The sequence below is a fragment of the Pseudoalteromonas sp. MBR-15 genome (assembly GCF_053628915.1).
Genome location: NZ_JBRJHH010000006.1, coordinates 194,381 through 211,123 on the forward strand (window position 1 = coordinate 194,381; position 16,743 = coordinate 211,123).

Here is a 16,743-nt window from a genome sequence, read left to right on the forward strand (position 1 = left end):
TGCTGCCTCACCCATTCTTTGTATAATGCTTGGCATAGAGACAAAAGCAGTTAAAAAGCTTATTGCTCTAAAGTGGTTTTTCTTTATCTTCTCGTGTTTAGAAGGTTAAAGAAAAATGAAGCCAGTGTGATGGAATTGGTAGACATGACGGATTCAAAATCCGTTGCCTTCGGGCGTGGCGGTTCAAGTCCGCCCACTGGTACCACTTTTTAACCTCAGCACCTTTTGCTGGGGTTTTTTTATGCCTGAAATAAATCAGTTATGTGTCTTATGTTGTGTGTTCGCGTTTTTGAGTAACACACGGGGCGTGGCAATTAGGCAAGTAAAGTCTGCGCACCGTGTCTTTTTGCCTGCGTACCTTTTAACCACTGTATCTTTTAACCACCGTACCTTTTAACCACTGTATCTTTTAGCCATCGTATCTTTTAACCACCGCAACTTTAAACATTCGTGCCTTTTGCAAGAGAAGGGATAAAGACAGCTTTCAGTATAATTCCATGGCTAACCTTTCATTCATTTTCTTCTGGCATGCTCTGATTGCCCCTATAAAATCCTTTTTGTTCTATTATTAATCACAGGTGTTCAAACAATGTTGAGTAATTAAATAACCCCTGATTTTGTGTGTCTACTTGATTGAAAATTAATCATAATGGACTAGAGTAGCATGGTATTTATAGGCTTCATGTAATACAATTTGAAACCTTAACTTTAAGTTAAGTCAAACACTTAGTGCATATAAGATAAGGCGGGAAGCGTGGGTACATTCGACCTAAAACGTATTGTTGAAAGTATATCTAATCTTAAAAGTGAAAACTTTTATAATGCTATATGCCTCTCTTTGTCAGAAGTGGTAGGGGCGTCACACGTTTTTTTAGCTCATGTTGATGAAGACACCATGCAGGCAACAACGCTAACGTTGGTGGCCAATGACGAAATCGTCGAAAACATTAGTTATGATATTCGCTGCACGCCTTGCAACGATGTAAGTTGCGGCGGTATCTCGAGCTATAGCTCAGACGTACAGCAATTATTTCCAGACGACAAATTACTCGTTGATATGGGTATTGAAGCGTATGTCGGGGTGCCCTTGCAGAGTATGTCTGGCAAAACAGATACCATTCTCGTTGCACTTTTTCAGCATGCGATCAGTGATGCCATGCAAATTGAGTCTTTCTTTTCCTTATTTACAGGCCTTATTCAACGAGAGATTGAAAAAGATCGCTTTATTGCCAAGTTAGATTTTGCCAATCAATTGATAGAACAAAGTCACGAAGCTATTTTTATCTGCAATGAAAATGTCGAGATCATATACGCAAATACTGCATTTACGAATATGACTGGCTATTCGTTCGACGAGATTATAGGAAAAAATCCTAAAATATTGAGTTCGAATAAGCATGCATCGCATTTTTATCGTGCCATGTGGCATCACATTGATACCGAAGGTAAATGGTCTGGTGAGATCATGAATAAGAACAAGCAAGGGGACTTATACACCCAGTTTTTATCAATTACTAAAATGGTTAACAATGGTGAGGTGTGTTACGTCGCCTTCATTCTCGATATCACAGAGAAAAAGAAGCTGAGCGGAAAATTTATTTTCATGCAAATCATGACCAACTGACGGGCCTCACAAATCGCTTTTATTTTAAAGAACGTATTTGTGATTTAATTTCGGCACCGTCGTATCAAAATGATGTTAATACGCACTTGGCAGTGATTTATTTTGATGTTGATCGATTTCAAGACATTAACACCGTATATGGCTTAACCTTCGGGGATAAACTGCTATGTGAAATAGCAAATCGGCTGGCATATACCTTTAAAGAGTGTGCATTTTCACGCATCGATGGAGACAGCTTTGCAATATTACAGACCTATCAGGATAGCCATGAGCTTGAACTTGTCTGTAAACAAATTAATGCCTTATTGATTGAGCCTTTTTCTATTGGCGGTATTCGTCAAAATGTAACAGTGACACTGGGTATCAGTCATTATGAATATAATAATGTACTGACATCGCAGGTTAAAATTGAAAAAATAGCCCGTCGTCTTATTAGGCAAGCTGAGCTGGCTAGCTTAAACGCAAAACAAACAGCGGATCCATTTTTACACTTTTGTACTGAAATGGACGACAAAGTTAAAAAACACAATTTACTGGTAGAGCAACTGACACAGGCTGTTAAGAACAACGAGATAGAGGTTTATTTTCAACCAATTATTGATATTGAAAATAACACAGTTGCTAAATTCGAGAGCTTAGTCAGGTGGCAAAACCAAGGGCAGTGGGTGTCGCCTGTAGAGTTTATACCATTAGCTGAAGAGTCGCGTGTCATAATTCCACTCGGTGAATTGGTGTTAATAAAAACGTGTCAGCAAATTAAGGCACTTGAAGCACAAGGGTATGATCAACTGGTATTTAATGTTAACCGTTCATTATTTGAGTTTGCAGAGTACAACCCTGAGCGCAATGTGTGGATTGACATCATAAAGAGTCAAGGTGTTAAGCCTTCGCAAATATCGTTTGAATTAACTGAAAGTGTACTTGCCCCCGAAAATACCAATCACCTCGACGTGCTTACTCAACTTAAAGCAGCAGGGTGTTTAATTTCGTTAGACGACTTTGGTACTGGTTACTCATCGTTAAGTTACCTGCGTCGTTTTCCGGTTGATGTGCTCAAGCTCGACAAGTCGTTTATTGATGAAATACACGTTGATTTAGCTGACGAAGCCTTAGTTAGGTCAATCATTCAAATGAGTCGTGTACTGGGTATTAAAGTGGTTGCTGAAGGGGTTGAAGAATACGCTCAACTTGAAGTGTTAACGGATGCTGGTTGTGACTATATTCAAGGTTATTACTTTTCAAAACCTTTGCCACCCAGTGAGATACTTCCTTTTTTAGAGCAATTTGCTAGAGACCGCTGAGTATTCGCGGTATGATTTTGGTATACACAAACGAGCAAACGTAACTATGCCAAAATTAACCGCTAAGCAAAATATTCAGGCGATTGTCAGTGCTATTAAAACAGAAGAACAAGCACTGAGAGCGAAATACCCTGTTCTTAATCAACAAAATAGTATTGCTTTGGTTATTTTGTTGTTGTCACTATTGTCATTAATTGGTGTCGCGTCACTCTATTATATGAGCCTCATTCCCGCGTGGTTATGTATTATTTTAGCGGCTGTGATTACGTCTATTTCTCACGAACTTGAACATGACCTTATTCATAAGCAATATTTTAGTAAGCGTCCTTGGCTTCATAATTTTATGATGCTGGTTGTGTGGTTAATGCGACCAAATACGGTGAACCCGTGGTATCGACGTAAAATTCATTTGCACCATCATAAGGTCTCAGGAACCAATCAAGACTTAGAAGAACGTTTGGTCGGTAATGGCATAAAAAACCCGTTTGTTAGGGCTGTGGTGATTGTTGATGGTTTGTTGGGATTAGTAATCAACAGTAAGCGCTTTAATAAAGAAATTAAAGGCTTTAAGTTTTTGACCGTATTTAACGCGGGGTTTCCAATTGCGACCGCCTATTTCGTTATTTTATATGGGGTAATCGCGTACTACTTACTGCAGTTATTTATGCCGTTAGAATCTATGTTACCTAGTTGGGGGTTAGATGTGCTGGCGGTTGCTGAGTTTTTGATGGTGGTGTTAATAATACCAAATATTATTCGTTCATCATCGCTCAATTTTATTACTTCATCGATGCATTACTACGGTGGTGTAAACAATGTGATTGAGCAAACTCACGTGATTAATAGTCGCTGGTTTATACCTTTTCAATTATTTTGTTTTGACTTTGGTCGTACCCATACTATTCATCATTTTGTGCCAAATCAGCCGTTTTATATTCGCCAACTTATTAGTCAAAAAATACTGCCTATTATGGCGCAGCACGGGGTAAGATTTAATGACTTACGCAGCATCAAGCGTGCGAATCTATACGAAACTAAACAAGAAGGAGTTTAATATGCAAATCACGGGTCGTTGTCACTGTGGTGAGGTAACTTACCAAGCACAAGTTGATGAAAATAAAGTATTTAACTGTCATTGTACCGACTGTCAAATAATTTCAGGGGCACCATTTCGTACCGTTGTTATGTCAATGCCCGATGCTGTTACATTCACGGGTGCTACACCAAAAGAATATATAAAAATCGCTGAAAGCGGTAATCAAAGAGCGCAGGGGTTTTGTGCTAATTGTGGTACTGCTTTGTACGCGACCTCAGTCGGCGAAGGCGAGCGCATTTATGGCTTACGTTTAGGGGCTGTTGAGCAAGCCGCTGAGCTTATTCCAAACACACATATTTGGTATCGTTCTCATAAACCATGGCTTGATAACTTAGCGGATATGAGCACATTTGAAATCACGGCAGCCAGTCAATAAGGGGCTGTACTATTTATTGTTGATAGTTACGTCATTGTTGATAGTTACGTCATTGTTGATAGTCACGTTTCGGCCACTCAAGTAACCAAATAGCGCGCATAACAGGCTTGATACAATACATAGCCATAGCGCGCCAGCCCAATTATTAAAAAAGCTATGTAATGTACCGGCCAAGATTGGCCCTGTTGCGGCCAGTAAATAGCCGATACATTGCGCCATACCTGATAAAGCAGCAGCTTGCTGCGCATTATGAGTACGTAAACTCACAAACGATAAACCTAAAATAAAACAAGCACCTGAGCAAAATCCTAAGGTGACAGACCAAAGCATAGCGAAGCTTGGGGCGTACAATAATCCAAATGAACATAGCGCACCTAATAAGGCCAAGCTAAAAGTGAGTATTCGCTGATCATTTAGTTTTGCTAATAAGGGAATAAGCACGATACCGGGTAATGCTGAGGCAACTTGAAACGCACCTTGCAAGGCTCCAGCGTGTTCAGCTGTATGACCAAACTCAATCAAAATACTCGGCAGCCAACCAAGCATAATGTAAGTAAAAAATGAGTTAAAACCGAGTAATAGTGTTATTTGCCATGCTAATGGTGAATGCCAAACTTTCGCCTGAGTGGTGTGCGATACCTGTGCTTTGCCAGGCATCGTATGCTGTTTTAACTGAGGAAGCCAAACAACAATGGCCAGTAACACCAGTAATGAGTAACTGGCTAAAGCCACTTGCCAGCCTATTTCTTTGTATTCTGCAAGGGGAGTGATCAGTGCTGAATAACTCCCGCCAAATATGCCCATTGCAAGTACGTAGCTTGACGTCATTACCGCCACTTTATGCGAAAAATCACGCTTAATAAGACTTGGCAATAATACATTACCAATCGCAATACCAACGCCAATCACGGCGGTGCCAATAAATAAAACACTTGCAGAATCAATCAGGCGAGACAAAACACCCACGCCAATCAGGAGCAGAGCGATAAACAACGACAGTTCCAGACCATATTTTTTAGCCAAGCTTGCTGCCATGGGGGAGGCAATGGCAAAGGCTATCAGGGGTAAAGTGGTCAACATACCAGCTTGCGATGCTGTGAGCTTAAATTGCTCAATAATCTGTTCTAGTACTGGCGCAATGCCTGTGATGGGCGCGCGTAAGCTGGCTGCAATAAGAAAAATGCCAAGCACTAATAAAAGGGTGCGAATTGCGTTTTGAGAAGATGGCACGCTGTTTAGACACTTAAGTAAGAGATAAAACTATCATACCTAAATACTAAACAGCGTGGGTGAACTATGAGATAGCTCACCAAATAATGCGGTCACTTAAAACTGATAACGTGCTGATAACATTGCGTTACGGGGTCTTCCTGGAAAATAGCGATCGCCGTTAAAGCTCGTGTAGTCTGCTCGTTCAGCATAGTGCTCATCGGTTAAGTTGTTCACGCGCAGAGTGACAGCAAACGTAGGGGTAAGCTGCCAAGCAGCTGTTAAATTAACCAGCGAGTGACCTTCGTAACGATGAAGATTTTCAGGGTCGGTAAAATAGCCGCTGGTGCTGTAGAGCTCAAGCGCTACCCGAGTCATATCATTAGCCTGCCAAAGTAACTGTAAGTTAGCGATATTACGCGGGGCGGTATCAACCTCATTGCCATTGATATTAACCTCACCCAATAGTTGGTCATAGCTGTAGGTATGTTTAGCGTGCGTTGCAGCTAATTGCATTGAGATAGTGGGCGTGATGGCGTAGGCGAGTTCAAGCTCAATGCCGCGATGCTGGGTTTGCCCGTCATTGACATAGAAAAAGTCACTGTCGCGGAAAATCGTATTTTCTTTATTCATAGCATAAGCACTTATCACGTAATGAAGTTGTGCTTGCTGACCTTTGAAGCCAAATTCTAGATTTTTTGCAATTTCTGATTTTAACTCAGCAACGCTTTGTTCACGCTGAAGCTGATAAAGCTCAGCCGCTTGCGGCGCTCGAAAGCCTTCAGACGCATTGGCATAAATAAAGTGATTATTGGTAAATTGGTAGCTTATGCCAAGTTTAGGTGAGAAATTAGCAAAGCTATTAATACCGCTTTCTGGGCGAGAATAGCGACAGCCACCCATTCCGCACGGGGTGCCATCTTCTTTCGTGCGCCCTGCGAGCATATGGTTCGTGTAATCATAACGCATGTGTTCGTATCGGCCCCCTACAGTGACTAATAGTTCATCATATTGCCAGTCTAGGTTTATAAATGGTGCCAGTAAGCGACTCGTAACCTGATAGTCATAATGTTTACCCTGAGGGACTGTTGCGACCAAAAAAGCAGAACCCTCTGTTGGCTTATCTTGGTATTGTAAAAAATTGGCATCGGTAAGCTCACCATCAAAGCCCACTGTAAGCGTACTTGCGTTTGCAAATTGGTGCTGCCACATTGATTGTATACCTACGCCTTGTTGCGCGTTTTCTTCCAAAGGTGTGCCGGGTAAAAAGTGTTTAAAAAAGGTCATGCTTTGGTCGCGCAGGTAAGGGGTTAGCGTGAAACTATTGTTGTCGTCTTTTGTCCAATTTAACTTGGACCACACACGCATCGATTGTGCTTTTCTAAAGGCATCGGGGTTTGGATTTGACTGTGCAATGTCTTCATCTTTGTAGCTTTCAAAGCCTTCAATATAGCCTGCGGTTTGTTGATCTAAATGCGTATAAGTAAGGCCGCTATTGAGCGTGAAATTGTCAGCATCATAACGATGACGCATGGTCACTTTTTCTTGGTCAACCCCTTCATCATCACGGTAGCCTGTGTCGCGAGTGATACTCACATTAATACCAAGGCCTTGTTTGCCAAAGTCGTGACCTTGCCCCAATTTATAGCGGCTATAGCCAAAAGAACCGTAGTCTAAACCAAGTGTGGTGTGATCATAGGTTGTATCGGGCGTAATAACGTTAATAACCCCATGGACTGCATTGGAACCATAAAGAGCTGAGCCTGGGCCTTTTAATACCTCAATGCGCTCAGCCATTTCTGTGTGCGCTTCAAATAATTCGTTGATATTACAAAAACCAGCGGCACGTAGGGGAATACCATCTTCTGCTGTGAGTATCCCACCGCAGGCCCCAGCGCCCGATAGCACTGGCGAGCGAAGAGCGGGTAAGTACTCTTGTCCATTACCATGTTGTAAGTTTGCACCTGCAACCTGTTTAAGGGCTTGTTGAATATGCGTGGGTGCAATGAGTGATAACTGTTGTTTAGAAATACTGCTTACAACCACAGGAAGTGGATCAGCAAGCACTTCAGTACGAGAGGCGGTGGTAGTGATATGCTCAAGTTCATTTGTTGCGGCAAATGTATGGCAGCTAATTGAAAGAGAGCCAATAAGCGCTGAGATTAATGACAACTTCATGAAAACCCTTTGATTAAACAACGACAACGAGAATCAAAGGGTAACTGCTTTTAACGGTGTGTAAAAGCTTTCGCGATTAATGAATTGCTTTTCGTCGCAGACACACAGTCCCCAAAAGTAAAGCGATAAGCCCAAATAGGCTACTGCCACTGTGCCCCTTTTTATGGCTGACATTGGCAATTTTCTCGTCTTTAACGCGAATTTTAAATTGACCTAATTCGGTATCTAGATTTCCTATCATGTCGTCAACAGCAGCATTAAAACTTGCTAGCGATTGCTGTTTCGCGACTTCATCGATACCAATTGCTGTACTTCGTTTCTCTGCTTTATGGATACCTGGCGCACGGAACAACATTTTTCGGCTTTTAATATCAAATACCGCGGTATCGACGAATGTTTGCACCGTGTTTTCATTACCCGGAATGACATAGAGGCCAACAATGGTGAGGTATAAGAAGGCTGCATTATTTTCTAAACTTTGTGACACTTGGTCATAAGACACCAGCGCCATAATGTCCACATCGTATAAGCGTGATACCTGCTCTAAAGTAGTAAACCCCTCGCCTCCCTTTAAATAGGTACTTGGGATGACTTCGATACGGTCAATATAGTCATACTGCATAAATTGTTTTTTTACTTTGTTGAGTAGTGCTATTTCGTCACTATGATGGAGGCCGTTGTTGTATTTGTTAGGAATAAAGGCAATACCCACTGTGGCGGGTAAGTTTAGAGTGGGTACACTGATTTGTTCGGCTGCTCGTTGTTGATCTGGGTATAAGTAGTCAACCAATGAGCTAGATTGAGTTTGCTGATTACCGTGTTGACTCAACATGGTACTGCAGCCAGTTAGCGTAAATATCACAATGATCAAACACCACTTTAATGAATTCATAAACGATCCTTTTTTATAACGTGTTCGAAAACAATGGGTGTAATTTTGGTTTTTTAATCACAGTCATTGTTCCTAATTGAAGCTTTCATTCAGACAGAGAAAGTCATGAAAAGTGCCAAAGAAGTTTAAAGAAATGTAAAGATTGTTTTTATAACGTATTGTTATTTATGAGCTTGTTATTTTTAATTGTAACCCTTCATCTATGATTCAGGCTTGCTTGATAGGCTTTTCAACAAGAGCAAATGCAGAGGGTCTCTATTATGAATAAAATAATTACTATCTCGTTAGCCGTGCTAGGTTTGAGTTTGGTGCCTATAGAAGCGAGTGCTAAACATGATCGTGACCATGACAGATACGAGTACAAACACGAACGTAAAAAGCACCATAAACATAAAAAGCATCATAAGCATCATCGCCATGACCGTGATTGTCATCACGATAGGTATGACCGCTATAGCTACCGTGATTTACCACCCGGTTTATACAAAAAAGTAGGTTATGGCGGTGGATTACCGCCAGGTTGGTACAAACGCTATCATCATGGTGATATTCTCGACAGAGATATTTATCGCCACGGCCGAGTAATAAAGCGTCGCGATAGAAATGGCATTATTGCCATTGAAATTGATGACCGCTTAATACACTTAGTACATGACACACGAGAAATTTTATCCATCGTGTCGCGTCATCGTTAATCCTGTTTAAAGCCGCTTTGCGGCTTTTTTATACTCTTTCATTCCCAGTTCAGAAATAGTTGCTACGCTTAGTAGAATACATAAAAAGGAGAGTTCGTATGAAAACATTTTTAACAGTGGCTGTTTTAGGGCTTAGTATTGTTGCGACAGGCGCTTTAGCAAAGGACAAAGATAAGGACAAAGACAAAGGAAAAAGCTTACCGCCTGGTCTAGAGAAAAAACTTGAAAATGGTGGAGATCTTCCGCCTGGTTGGCAAAAGAAATACCGAAAAGGTGACATACTTGACCGCGATATTTATCGTCGAGGTAAGGTGATTAAATCGCGTAATAACGACGGGTTAATTTCAATTCAGGTTGATGGCACCATTGTTCGTTTGGTAGAGGATACCCGCGAAATAGTCTCGATTCTGAGCCGATAAATTGTGCCAATGAGTTATATGAGCCATGCATTGAGTGTACTGTCTGTACTTTTGCTTATTGTCTCACTATTGCCATTTTCGTACTCCCAGCATTATTTAATTCGAAGTTGTGATTTTGTGCGGCTGCAAGTAGCGTATCTTGCAGTTGCATGTTTGCTGGGAGCAAGCGTGTTATTTTACCTCTCCAACAGCCATTATTTACTCGGTTGTATTGTTATAAGCTTTGTGGTTTTGCTACTGCAAGCGAACTGGATTTACCCCTACACATGGTTCGCTAAGAAAGAAGTTGTCTCAAGTAGTAAAGATGATGCTCACAGTATTCGCATAATGTCTGCGAATGTACTGATGTCGAATACGCACTACGGCAAACTTATTAAATTGGTAAAAAACCACCAACCAGATTTACTCATCACGCTTGAATCTAATGAAACGTGGCAACAGCAGCTCAGTTGTCTAGAAGCAGATTACCCATATCGTATCTATTGCCCTAAAGATAATCGTTACGGTATGCATTTATACAGTAAGTTTGAAATTAAACACCAACAGGTATGTGAATTAATCGAAGCGGATATTCCTTCGATTCATATCGTATTTGAAGATGCCAATAACACAGAAGTCGAGGCGCACTTTATTCACCCAGCTCCTCCAAGTCCCACCGAAAAAGACACCTCGCGTCCTCGTGATACCGAGCTTATTATTCTGGCCAAAGCCCTTAAAAATAGAACGCGCCCTTGCATCGTTGCAGGCGATCTGAATGATGTTGCTTGGTCACGGAGCACGCGTTTGTTTATGCGAGTTTCTAAGTTGTTAGACCCGCGTAAAGGACGCGGCTTTTTTAATACATTTCATGCGGGTTACTTTTTTATGCGTTGGCCGCTTGATCATTTATTCCACAGTGATGAGTTCAGTGTAAAACGAATTGAACGCCTTGCTAAGTATGGCTCTGATCATTTTGCACTATTAACCGAATTGACTTATGACCCCGCTGCTTCAAATCAAAAACAACATGAAGATATTGATAAAGATAAGGCGATTAAAGAGTTAAAAATGCCTATGGCATCTAAGCAGCAAGTTCCGACCTTTGATGAATGAGAAAGGGCTCAATGAGCCCTTTCAGTGTGTATTATTGGTTGATCATAATGGTTTTAATATTTACAAATTCGCGTAAGCCAAAACCACCATGCTCTCGGCCATAGCCACTGTCTTTCACTCCACCAAACGGCAAGTTTGGCTGAGCGAGTCCATAGCCATTTATATTTACCATTCCTGTATCAAAATGCAGCCTAGCCAGTTCAACAGCCTGTTTCTCGTTGCTAGAAAAAATACCTCCTCCTAATCCATAACGCGAGTCGTTGGCTATACGCATCGCGTCGTCATTATCTTTGGCGCGGATCAGAGAGGCCACGGGGCCAAATAGCTCATCATCGTAGGCTGGCATTCCTGGTTTTACATTTTCAAGTAAGGTCGCTGGGTAGTAAAAACCAGTGCCTGTTGGCATGCTGCCACCGACAATCGCCTTCGCTCCAGCATCAATAGAGTCACGTACTTGTTGGTGAAGCTGTGCGCGTAAATCTTCACGTGCCATTGGCCCAAGCCCTGTGTTTTTATCATTAGGGTCACCCAGTTTTACTTGCTCAAACTGTTCTTTAATACGTGCTTTAAAGTCATTATATACTGCGTCAACCACCACAAAGCGTTTCGCCGCGACACATGTTTGGCCATTATTGATAAGACGACCTTGGGTACATGCTTCAATGGCGGTATTAAGGTCGGCATCATCAAGGACAACGTAAGCATCATTACTGCCAAGCTCAAGCACGGTTTTCTTGACATGCTTACCGGCACGCTCTGCCACTTTTTTACCCGTGCTGTCACTGCCAGTAAATGTGACCCCGCGAATAGCGGTATGCTCAATTAATTCGCTGGCTGTTTTACCGTCGATTAATAAGTTTTTAAAGCAATGGGTTGGAAAACCAGCTTCGTTAAATAACTGCTCAATTTTTTCAGCCATTCCAAATACGTTACCGGCGTGTTTTAGCACGGTCGTGTTACCAGCCATAACATTAGCACAGGCATAACGAATAACCTGATAAAGAGGGAAGTTCCAAGGTTGAATACCTAAGATAACACCGATAGGTTGGTAGCTAATGATGGCGCGGCCACCTTGCATATCGCGTTTTTCTTCGGCGAGGACCTCAGGGCCTTGGTCGGCTGTGTAGCGACATATAGCAGCACAAAGTTCCGTTTCTTGTAGGCCTTGTTGATAAAGCTTGCCCATTTCGTCAGTCATTAACTGTGCTAATTCATGCTTATTATCGTCAATCAATTTTGCAAGTTGATTAAGGTATTTAGCTCGCTCTAATAAAGATGTCTCGCGCCATGATAAAAAGGTTTTATGGCATTTATCTATTTCAGCCTTAGCTTCTTGTAAAGACAAGAGAGTGTAGGTATTTAAAGTTTGCTCGTTTGTTGGATTGATTGTAGTTACTGTATCAGTCATCATTATCTCCTTACAAAATGTACATGACCTTGTGCAAAGCTAACACCAGCTTTTTAAATGTTTTTAGGTTTTTGTTTTTATTAGATTTTATTTGTTTTTATCTGGTTTCTGTGTGTGTGGAAATATGTAAAAACTGCAAGAGGCTGCAAAACTTACAAGGATAGGCTATGAGTAATACATTGTTTAATACAGAGCTTGCGATTATCCAAGCGCCCATGGCAGGGGTGCAAAATGCACAACTGGCGGTTGCGGTGTGTGAAGCGGGAGGTTTGGGGTCGTTACCTTGTGCCATGCTCTCGAAAGAGCAACTGATTAACGAGTTAGACTATTTAACGCACCATACTAATAAGCCATATAATTTAAACTTCTTTTGTCATCAAGTCAGCCCGTACAGCGAAGCTGAACAACAGCAGTGGCATGAACTATTAAGCCCATATTTTGCTGAGTTTGAAATAGATGCATCGCAATTCAGTCGCAAAGCCTCACGACAGCCCGTTGATCAACAGGTAATTGATACAATTGCGACTTATAAACCTCCCGTGGTTAGTTTTCATTTTGGCTTACCTAATCAAGAAATTATCGCGCAAATCAAAGCATGGGGTGGCAAGGTTTTGTCATCAGCAACGACTTTAGACGAAGCTCGTTGGTTAAAAGAGCGTGGTGTTGATGCAATCATTGCACAGGGCAAAGAAGCGGGTGGACACCGAGGATGCTTTCTATCGATGGATTTATCGTCACAACCCAGCACAGAACAGCTCGTTCATGATTGTTTATGTTTGGATATACCGATAATTGCGGCTGGGGGCATTAGTACGCCAGAACAGGTAAAAATGTTTAAAGAGCTCAACGTGGCGGCAGTACAAGTTGGCAGTGCCTACTTGTTATGTGAAGAAGCAACGACAAGCGCATTACACCGTGAAGCATTAAAAACGACAGCGCCAAATAATACTGAGCTCACCACTCTTTTCTCGGGTCGTCCTGCGCGCGGGATACGAAACAGAATTATGCAAGAGCTTGGCGCAATGCCAACGCAAGCGCCTGCTTTTCCTTATGCCTCGATAGCCTTAACAGCCTTGCGCTTAAAAGCAGAAGCACAAGGAAGCAGTGGTTTTTCACCGCTGTGGTGTGGTGAGCATTTCAAAGCCAGAGAAGGCATTAACGCCAAACAAATAACCGCGCTATTAATGCAAGGGTGGCAATCTTGACGGATACTCAGTTACTGCCCTTGGGTGATAGTTACCATTACCTTGCTAATGAGTTTCGTAATAAGCTTGCGGGCATGATTGCACTCAAGCGGTACGCTAAAGAGCATGTGCTGCTACAGCAAGGTGAGCAACAACAAGCGGGGTATTTAATTGTATCTGGAGTACTTGGTGCATTACATGTATCAGAGCAGGGCGCTCAAAAGTGCAAAGAGTTTTACTTTCAGGATGAGTTTGCACTGCTTTATGGCAACTGGCTAACCGAAACTAATGCGTTTTACCAACTTAAAGTAATGCGGGACGCTGAGCTTATCAAAGTGCCACTTACTTTATTTGATAACCCAGATTGGCAAGCAATGAAGCATAAATTAATCACTCAACAGCTATTATTTAAAGAGGCAAAAGAAGCCTTTTTATTACTGAATACGCCAGAGCAAAGGTATAAATATTTGCTGGATAACAAACCGCATTGGCTCGCACAATTGAGTTTAAATGAGGTCGCAATGTATTTAGGTATTTCAGCTATTTCATTATCGCGAATTAGAGGGCGTCTTAACTTAAGTTAATGTGCGCGATTTTAAGGAACATTACACTGCTGATTTTTCAGGAGTTGGTATGTTTATTTTATCGCAATGCTTGGTCGCTATTGCCACATTACTCGATTTAGCGTCATTTCAATTTAAGCAAAGGCAGTTTATTTTAGCCTGTTTGTTTAGTTCTGTGTTGCTCACTTCTGTGCACTTTTTGCTACTTGATAACTTAAGTGCCGCAAGCTTAATGCTCATAGCCGCAGTGCGCTACGTATATTGTATTTTTGCCCGTAAAACCAGGATGATGGTTATTTTCATGTTGCTGAGTATGGCTGCTGTAAGCCTGACTTGGTATAACTGGGTGAGTGTTATAGCCCTCGCCGCAACCTTAATTCAGACTTATGCTTCGTTCCAAAGTAAAGACTTATCATTACGGCTGATGATGGTGGTAGGTACGCTATGTTGGATAACACATAACGCGCTCTTGTTTTCGCCAGTCGCAGTGGTGATGGAAACGGTATTTTTATTGAGTAATTTAGTCGGAATATGGCGCTATTATGCGCCGCCTAAAGCTGTATGAGTTTCAGTAAGGTATTAGCACGGCATTATAAGCATACCGTGCTTTCCATCGAAAAACCCTCAAAGCGTGTTAGCAATCAGCTTGAGTAAGTAGGTTTCCCGTTGAATAGATAAACCTTGTTTTTCGCTCATAGCCAAGGTGGTCTCGTTATGAGCGATGGCGTCATAAATATTAATCCACTTTGGTTGCATGCCATTTTGTACTTCGTAGTGCTCCATTTTGGGCGCGGCTAGCTCACCGTTGATTTCGCAAAAGTAGCAGTAAGATTTAATATGCACACAATCAAAATCATCTTTATACCACGGCCTAATTTCTTCGTATAAGCCTAGTGGGTGCGTTATGTTTACCTGTTGTGCACCGGTTTCTTCTGAAAGCTCTCTGTACAGGCCTTGTTCAATACTTTCACCGTTATCGACTCCACCACCCGGTAGACTATAGTCATCATAGCGTGCGGTGTATAAAAGCAGTATGTGTTCACCTTTTAGCACGATTGCACGCGCGGTGTTGCGAATAAATACCGAACCATAATCATTACTGAGGCTTGGATGAATAACTTTTCTTAATAATTTCATGTAATTACAACGTAGCAACTTCGCTAAAGTACAGCTTAGCTTAATATTTGGTGAGTTATGATAACGTGTTATGAATATTTAATTCATTATAATTACCCCAAATTGAAACTTAATGCGATAATATAGTTGTAATTAATAACAACTTAGCTACCTAACGCTCGTTGTTTTATTTTCGGAAAAACTGTGCGTAGAATGGTAAAAAAAGGCTTAGGGAAAGAATATGTTAAATGTGCTTTTAGTTGATGATGACAGTGAGTTTAGTGATGTCGTGTGTCACATTGTAGAATTCCTCGGGCATAATATAAATACAGCTGCAAACCTTGCAGAAGCAGAGCAATGGTTCGAAAACAATACATTCGACCACGTCTTTTTAGATTTTATGTTACCAGATGGCAGTGGTCTGCACCTACTTGAACACCTTAAAAAAATTGGTCAATCCCCGCGAGTGACTCTCATTTCTGGCCACCCTTCGGTGAAGGGGAAATTAGCAGAAATGTGTGAGGCGAATGTAGGGCACTTAGTTAAACCCCTTCAGCGCGAAGACATCGAAAGGGTTCTCAACCCTAAAAAAGCAAATACAAAGAAAAAGTCAGCACCGAGTATTAAACGTCATTTTGGCACGCTCATTGGTGAATCTGATGTTATGCATAAGCTTTACACCATGATTGAACGTGTCGCAGCAACCTCTGCCAATGTCATGCTCATGGGGGAAAGTGGTGCCGGTAAAGAAGTCGTCGCACAAGCGATTCACAATGCGACAGCCTGCGATGGCCCACTTGTTGCCACAAACTGCGGTGCATTTTCTAAAGAGTTGATTGGCAGCGAATTATTTGGCCACGAAAAAGGCGCTTTCACAGGGGCTGTTGCGCGCAAAGAAGGGGTGTTTGAGCAAGCTGCTGGTGGTACGTTATTTTTAGACGAAGTCACCGAAATGCCCATTGATATGCAACCAAATTTATTGCGTGTCCTCGAAAATAAACGAGTGACCCGTGTCGGGGGGACAAAAGAGCAAGCGGTGAACTGCCGTGTTATTTCAGCAACCAACAGGACCTTGGATGACCTTGCGCAGAACAACGTGATCCGTGAAGATATCTATTTTCGCTTAGCTGTTTTTCCGATTGATATTCCTGCGCTACGTGAGCGTAAAGAAGATATCCCGCTACTTGCGAACGCATTTTTAGAGCAACTAAACGAAGAAAATGGCACAGACTTTAAATGGCAAGCAAGTCAGCTAAAAGAACTTGAAAGTCATGATTGGCCCGGTAATGTGCGAGAGCTTCGCCATGCTATTCACCGTGCTTTTATAATGAGCGACCCTAAAGGCAGTGCTATTACTTTACCTGAATCGCTCGAATCACCATTTTCTCGCGTCAATAAAGAAACACAGACCAGCCAGGTTATGGCTGGACAAACCATAGAAGAAGTCGAAAAAGAGCTGATCCACGCAACCTTGGATAAAGTACAAGGTAATAAAACCATCGCAGCACAAATGCTGGGGATCAGTACTAAAACACTCTATAACCGTTTAAATGCTTATGGCGGCATCGGAGAATACAAATAAAAAAAGGA

The 16,743-nt window shown here is 41.8% G+C and carries 16 protein-coding genes and 1 tRNA gene; 12 read left to right on the plus strand and 5 right to left on the minus strand.

The window, feature by feature from the left end; genetic code table 11:
* The first annotated feature begins 120 nt into the window (after positions 1–120).
* From ACSSVW_RS10385 to ACSSVW_RS10405, 5 genes are all read left to right on the plus strand, one after another.
* A tRNA-Leu gene (locus ACSSVW_RS10385) sits at positions 121–205 on the plus strand.
* A 549-nt stretch (positions 206–754) separates the two neighbouring features.
* Positions 755–1,624 carry a PAS domain-containing protein gene (locus tag ACSSVW_RS10390; RefSeq protein WP_454179262.1) on the plus strand — a complete coding sequence of 290 codons (870 nt, stop codon included), beginning with the start codon at positions 755–757 and terminating at the stop codon, positions 1,622–1,624.
* Complete coding sequence (locus ACSSVW_RS10395; RefSeq protein ID WP_454179263.1) at positions 1,540–2,925, plus strand: putative bifunctional diguanylate cyclase/phosphodiesterase; 1,386 nt, start codon at positions 1,540–1,542, stop codon at positions 2,923–2,925. The genes ACSSVW_RS10390 and ACSSVW_RS10395 overlap by 85 nt, the downstream gene beginning before the upstream one ends.
* Positions 2,926–2,971: 46 nt before the next feature.
* Positions 2,972–3,979, plus strand: a complete 1,008-nt coding sequence (locus tag ACSSVW_RS10400; RefSeq protein WP_036966182.1) for a fatty acid desaturase — start codon at positions 2,972–2,974, stop codon at positions 3,977–3,979.
* Position 3,980: 1 nt separating this feature from the next.
* Entirely contained in the window at positions 3,981–4,397 is a 417-nt protein-coding gene (locus ACSSVW_RS10405) for a GFA family protein (protein ID WP_180311069.1), read from the plus strand.
* 9 nt (positions 4,398–4,406) lie between these two features.
* Here the strand turns inward: ACSSVW_RS10405 and ACSSVW_RS10410 are convergent, their stop codons facing one another.
* The 3 genes from ACSSVW_RS10410 to rhlP all read right to left on the minus strand — a co-directional run bounded on the left by ACSSVW_RS10410 (position 4,407) and on the right by rhlP (position 8,676).
* Complete coding sequence (locus tag ACSSVW_RS10410) at positions 4,407–5,627, minus strand: MFS transporter (protein WP_454179264.1); 1,221 nt, start codon at positions 5,625–5,627, stop codon at positions 4,407–4,409.
* A gap of 96 nt (positions 5,628–5,723) precedes the next feature.
* A complete protein-coding gene (locus tag ACSSVW_RS10415) occupies positions 5,724–7,784 on the minus strand; it encodes a TonB-dependent receptor (protein WP_454179265.1) in 2,061 nt (686 codons plus the stop codon).
* A 76-nt stretch (positions 7,785–7,860) separates the two neighbouring features.
* Positions 7,861–8,676, minus strand: coding sequence for a rhombotarget lipoprotein (gene rhlP, locus ACSSVW_RS10420; protein ID WP_454179266.1), 816 nt, complete (start codon positions 8,674–8,676; stop codon positions 7,861–7,863).
* A 260-nt stretch (positions 8,677–8,936) separates the two neighbouring features.
* Here rhlP and ACSSVW_RS10425 point away from each other — a divergent pair, with 260 nt between their 5' ends.
* From ACSSVW_RS10425 to ACSSVW_RS10435, 3 genes are all read left to right on the plus strand, one after another.
* Entirely contained in the window at positions 8,937–9,371 is a 435-nt protein-coding gene (locus ACSSVW_RS10425; protein ID WP_036966195.1) for a hypothetical protein, read from the plus strand.
* Between the two features lie 98 nt (positions 9,372–9,469).
* Positions 9,470–9,790 carry a hypothetical protein gene (locus ACSSVW_RS10430; protein WP_036966198.1) on the plus strand — a complete coding sequence of 107 codons (321 nt, stop codon included), beginning with the start codon at positions 9,470–9,472 and terminating at the stop codon, positions 9,788–9,790.
* A gap of 18 nt (positions 9,791–9,808) precedes the next feature.
* Positions 9,809–10,882, plus strand: a complete 1,074-nt coding sequence (locus ACSSVW_RS10435) for an endonuclease/exonuclease/phosphatase family protein (protein ID WP_182395401.1) — start codon at positions 9,809–9,811, stop codon at positions 10,880–10,882.
* Between the two features lie 31 nt (positions 10,883–10,913).
* Here ACSSVW_RS10435 and ACSSVW_RS10440 read toward each other — a convergent pair whose 3' ends face one another.
* On the minus strand, positions 10,914–12,290 hold the full coding sequence (locus ACSSVW_RS10440) for an NAD-dependent succinate-semialdehyde dehydrogenase (RefSeq protein ID WP_454179267.1): 1,377 nt from the start codon (positions 12,288–12,290) through the stop codon (positions 10,914–10,916).
* Positions 12,291–12,457: 167 nt separating this feature from the next.
* On the opposite strand from ACSSVW_RS10440, the gene ACSSVW_RS10445 reads away from it, so the two are divergent.
* From ACSSVW_RS10445 to ACSSVW_RS10455, 3 genes are read left to right on the plus strand one after another with little or no spacing between them, the layout of a single operon-like run.
* A complete protein-coding gene (locus ACSSVW_RS10445) occupies positions 12,458–13,495 on the plus strand; it encodes an NAD(P)H-dependent flavin oxidoreductase (RefSeq protein WP_454179268.1) in 1,038 nt (345 codons plus the stop codon).
* Positions 13,483–14,058, plus strand: coding sequence for a Crp/Fnr family transcriptional regulator (locus tag ACSSVW_RS10450; protein ID WP_259369861.1), 576 nt, complete (start codon positions 13,483–13,485; stop codon positions 14,056–14,058). Before ACSSVW_RS10445 ends, ACSSVW_RS10450 begins: the two co-directional genes overlap by 13 nt.
* Before the next feature lie 49 nt (positions 14,059–14,107).
* The gene (locus tag ACSSVW_RS10455) at positions 14,108–14,602 is read left to right on the plus strand and encodes a YgjV family protein (RefSeq protein ID WP_454179269.1); all 495 of its coding nucleotides are present in this window, start codon (positions 14,108–14,110) and stop codon (positions 14,600–14,602) included.
* A 59-nt stretch (positions 14,603–14,661) separates the two neighbouring features.
* Here the strand turns inward: ACSSVW_RS10455 and ACSSVW_RS10460 are convergent, their stop codons facing one another.
* A complete protein-coding gene (locus ACSSVW_RS10460) occupies positions 14,662–15,174 on the minus strand; it encodes an NUDIX hydrolase (RefSeq protein ID WP_454179270.1) in 513 nt (170 codons plus the stop codon).
* A gap of 220 nt (positions 15,175–15,394) precedes the next feature.
* Between ACSSVW_RS10460 and ACSSVW_RS10465 the strand changes: the two genes are divergently transcribed.
* Positions 15,395–16,735, plus strand: a complete 1,341-nt coding sequence (locus ACSSVW_RS10465; protein ID WP_036966220.1) for a sigma-54-dependent transcriptional regulator — start codon at positions 15,395–15,397, stop codon at positions 16,733–16,735.
* Positions 16,736–16,743 lie beyond the last annotated feature (8 nt).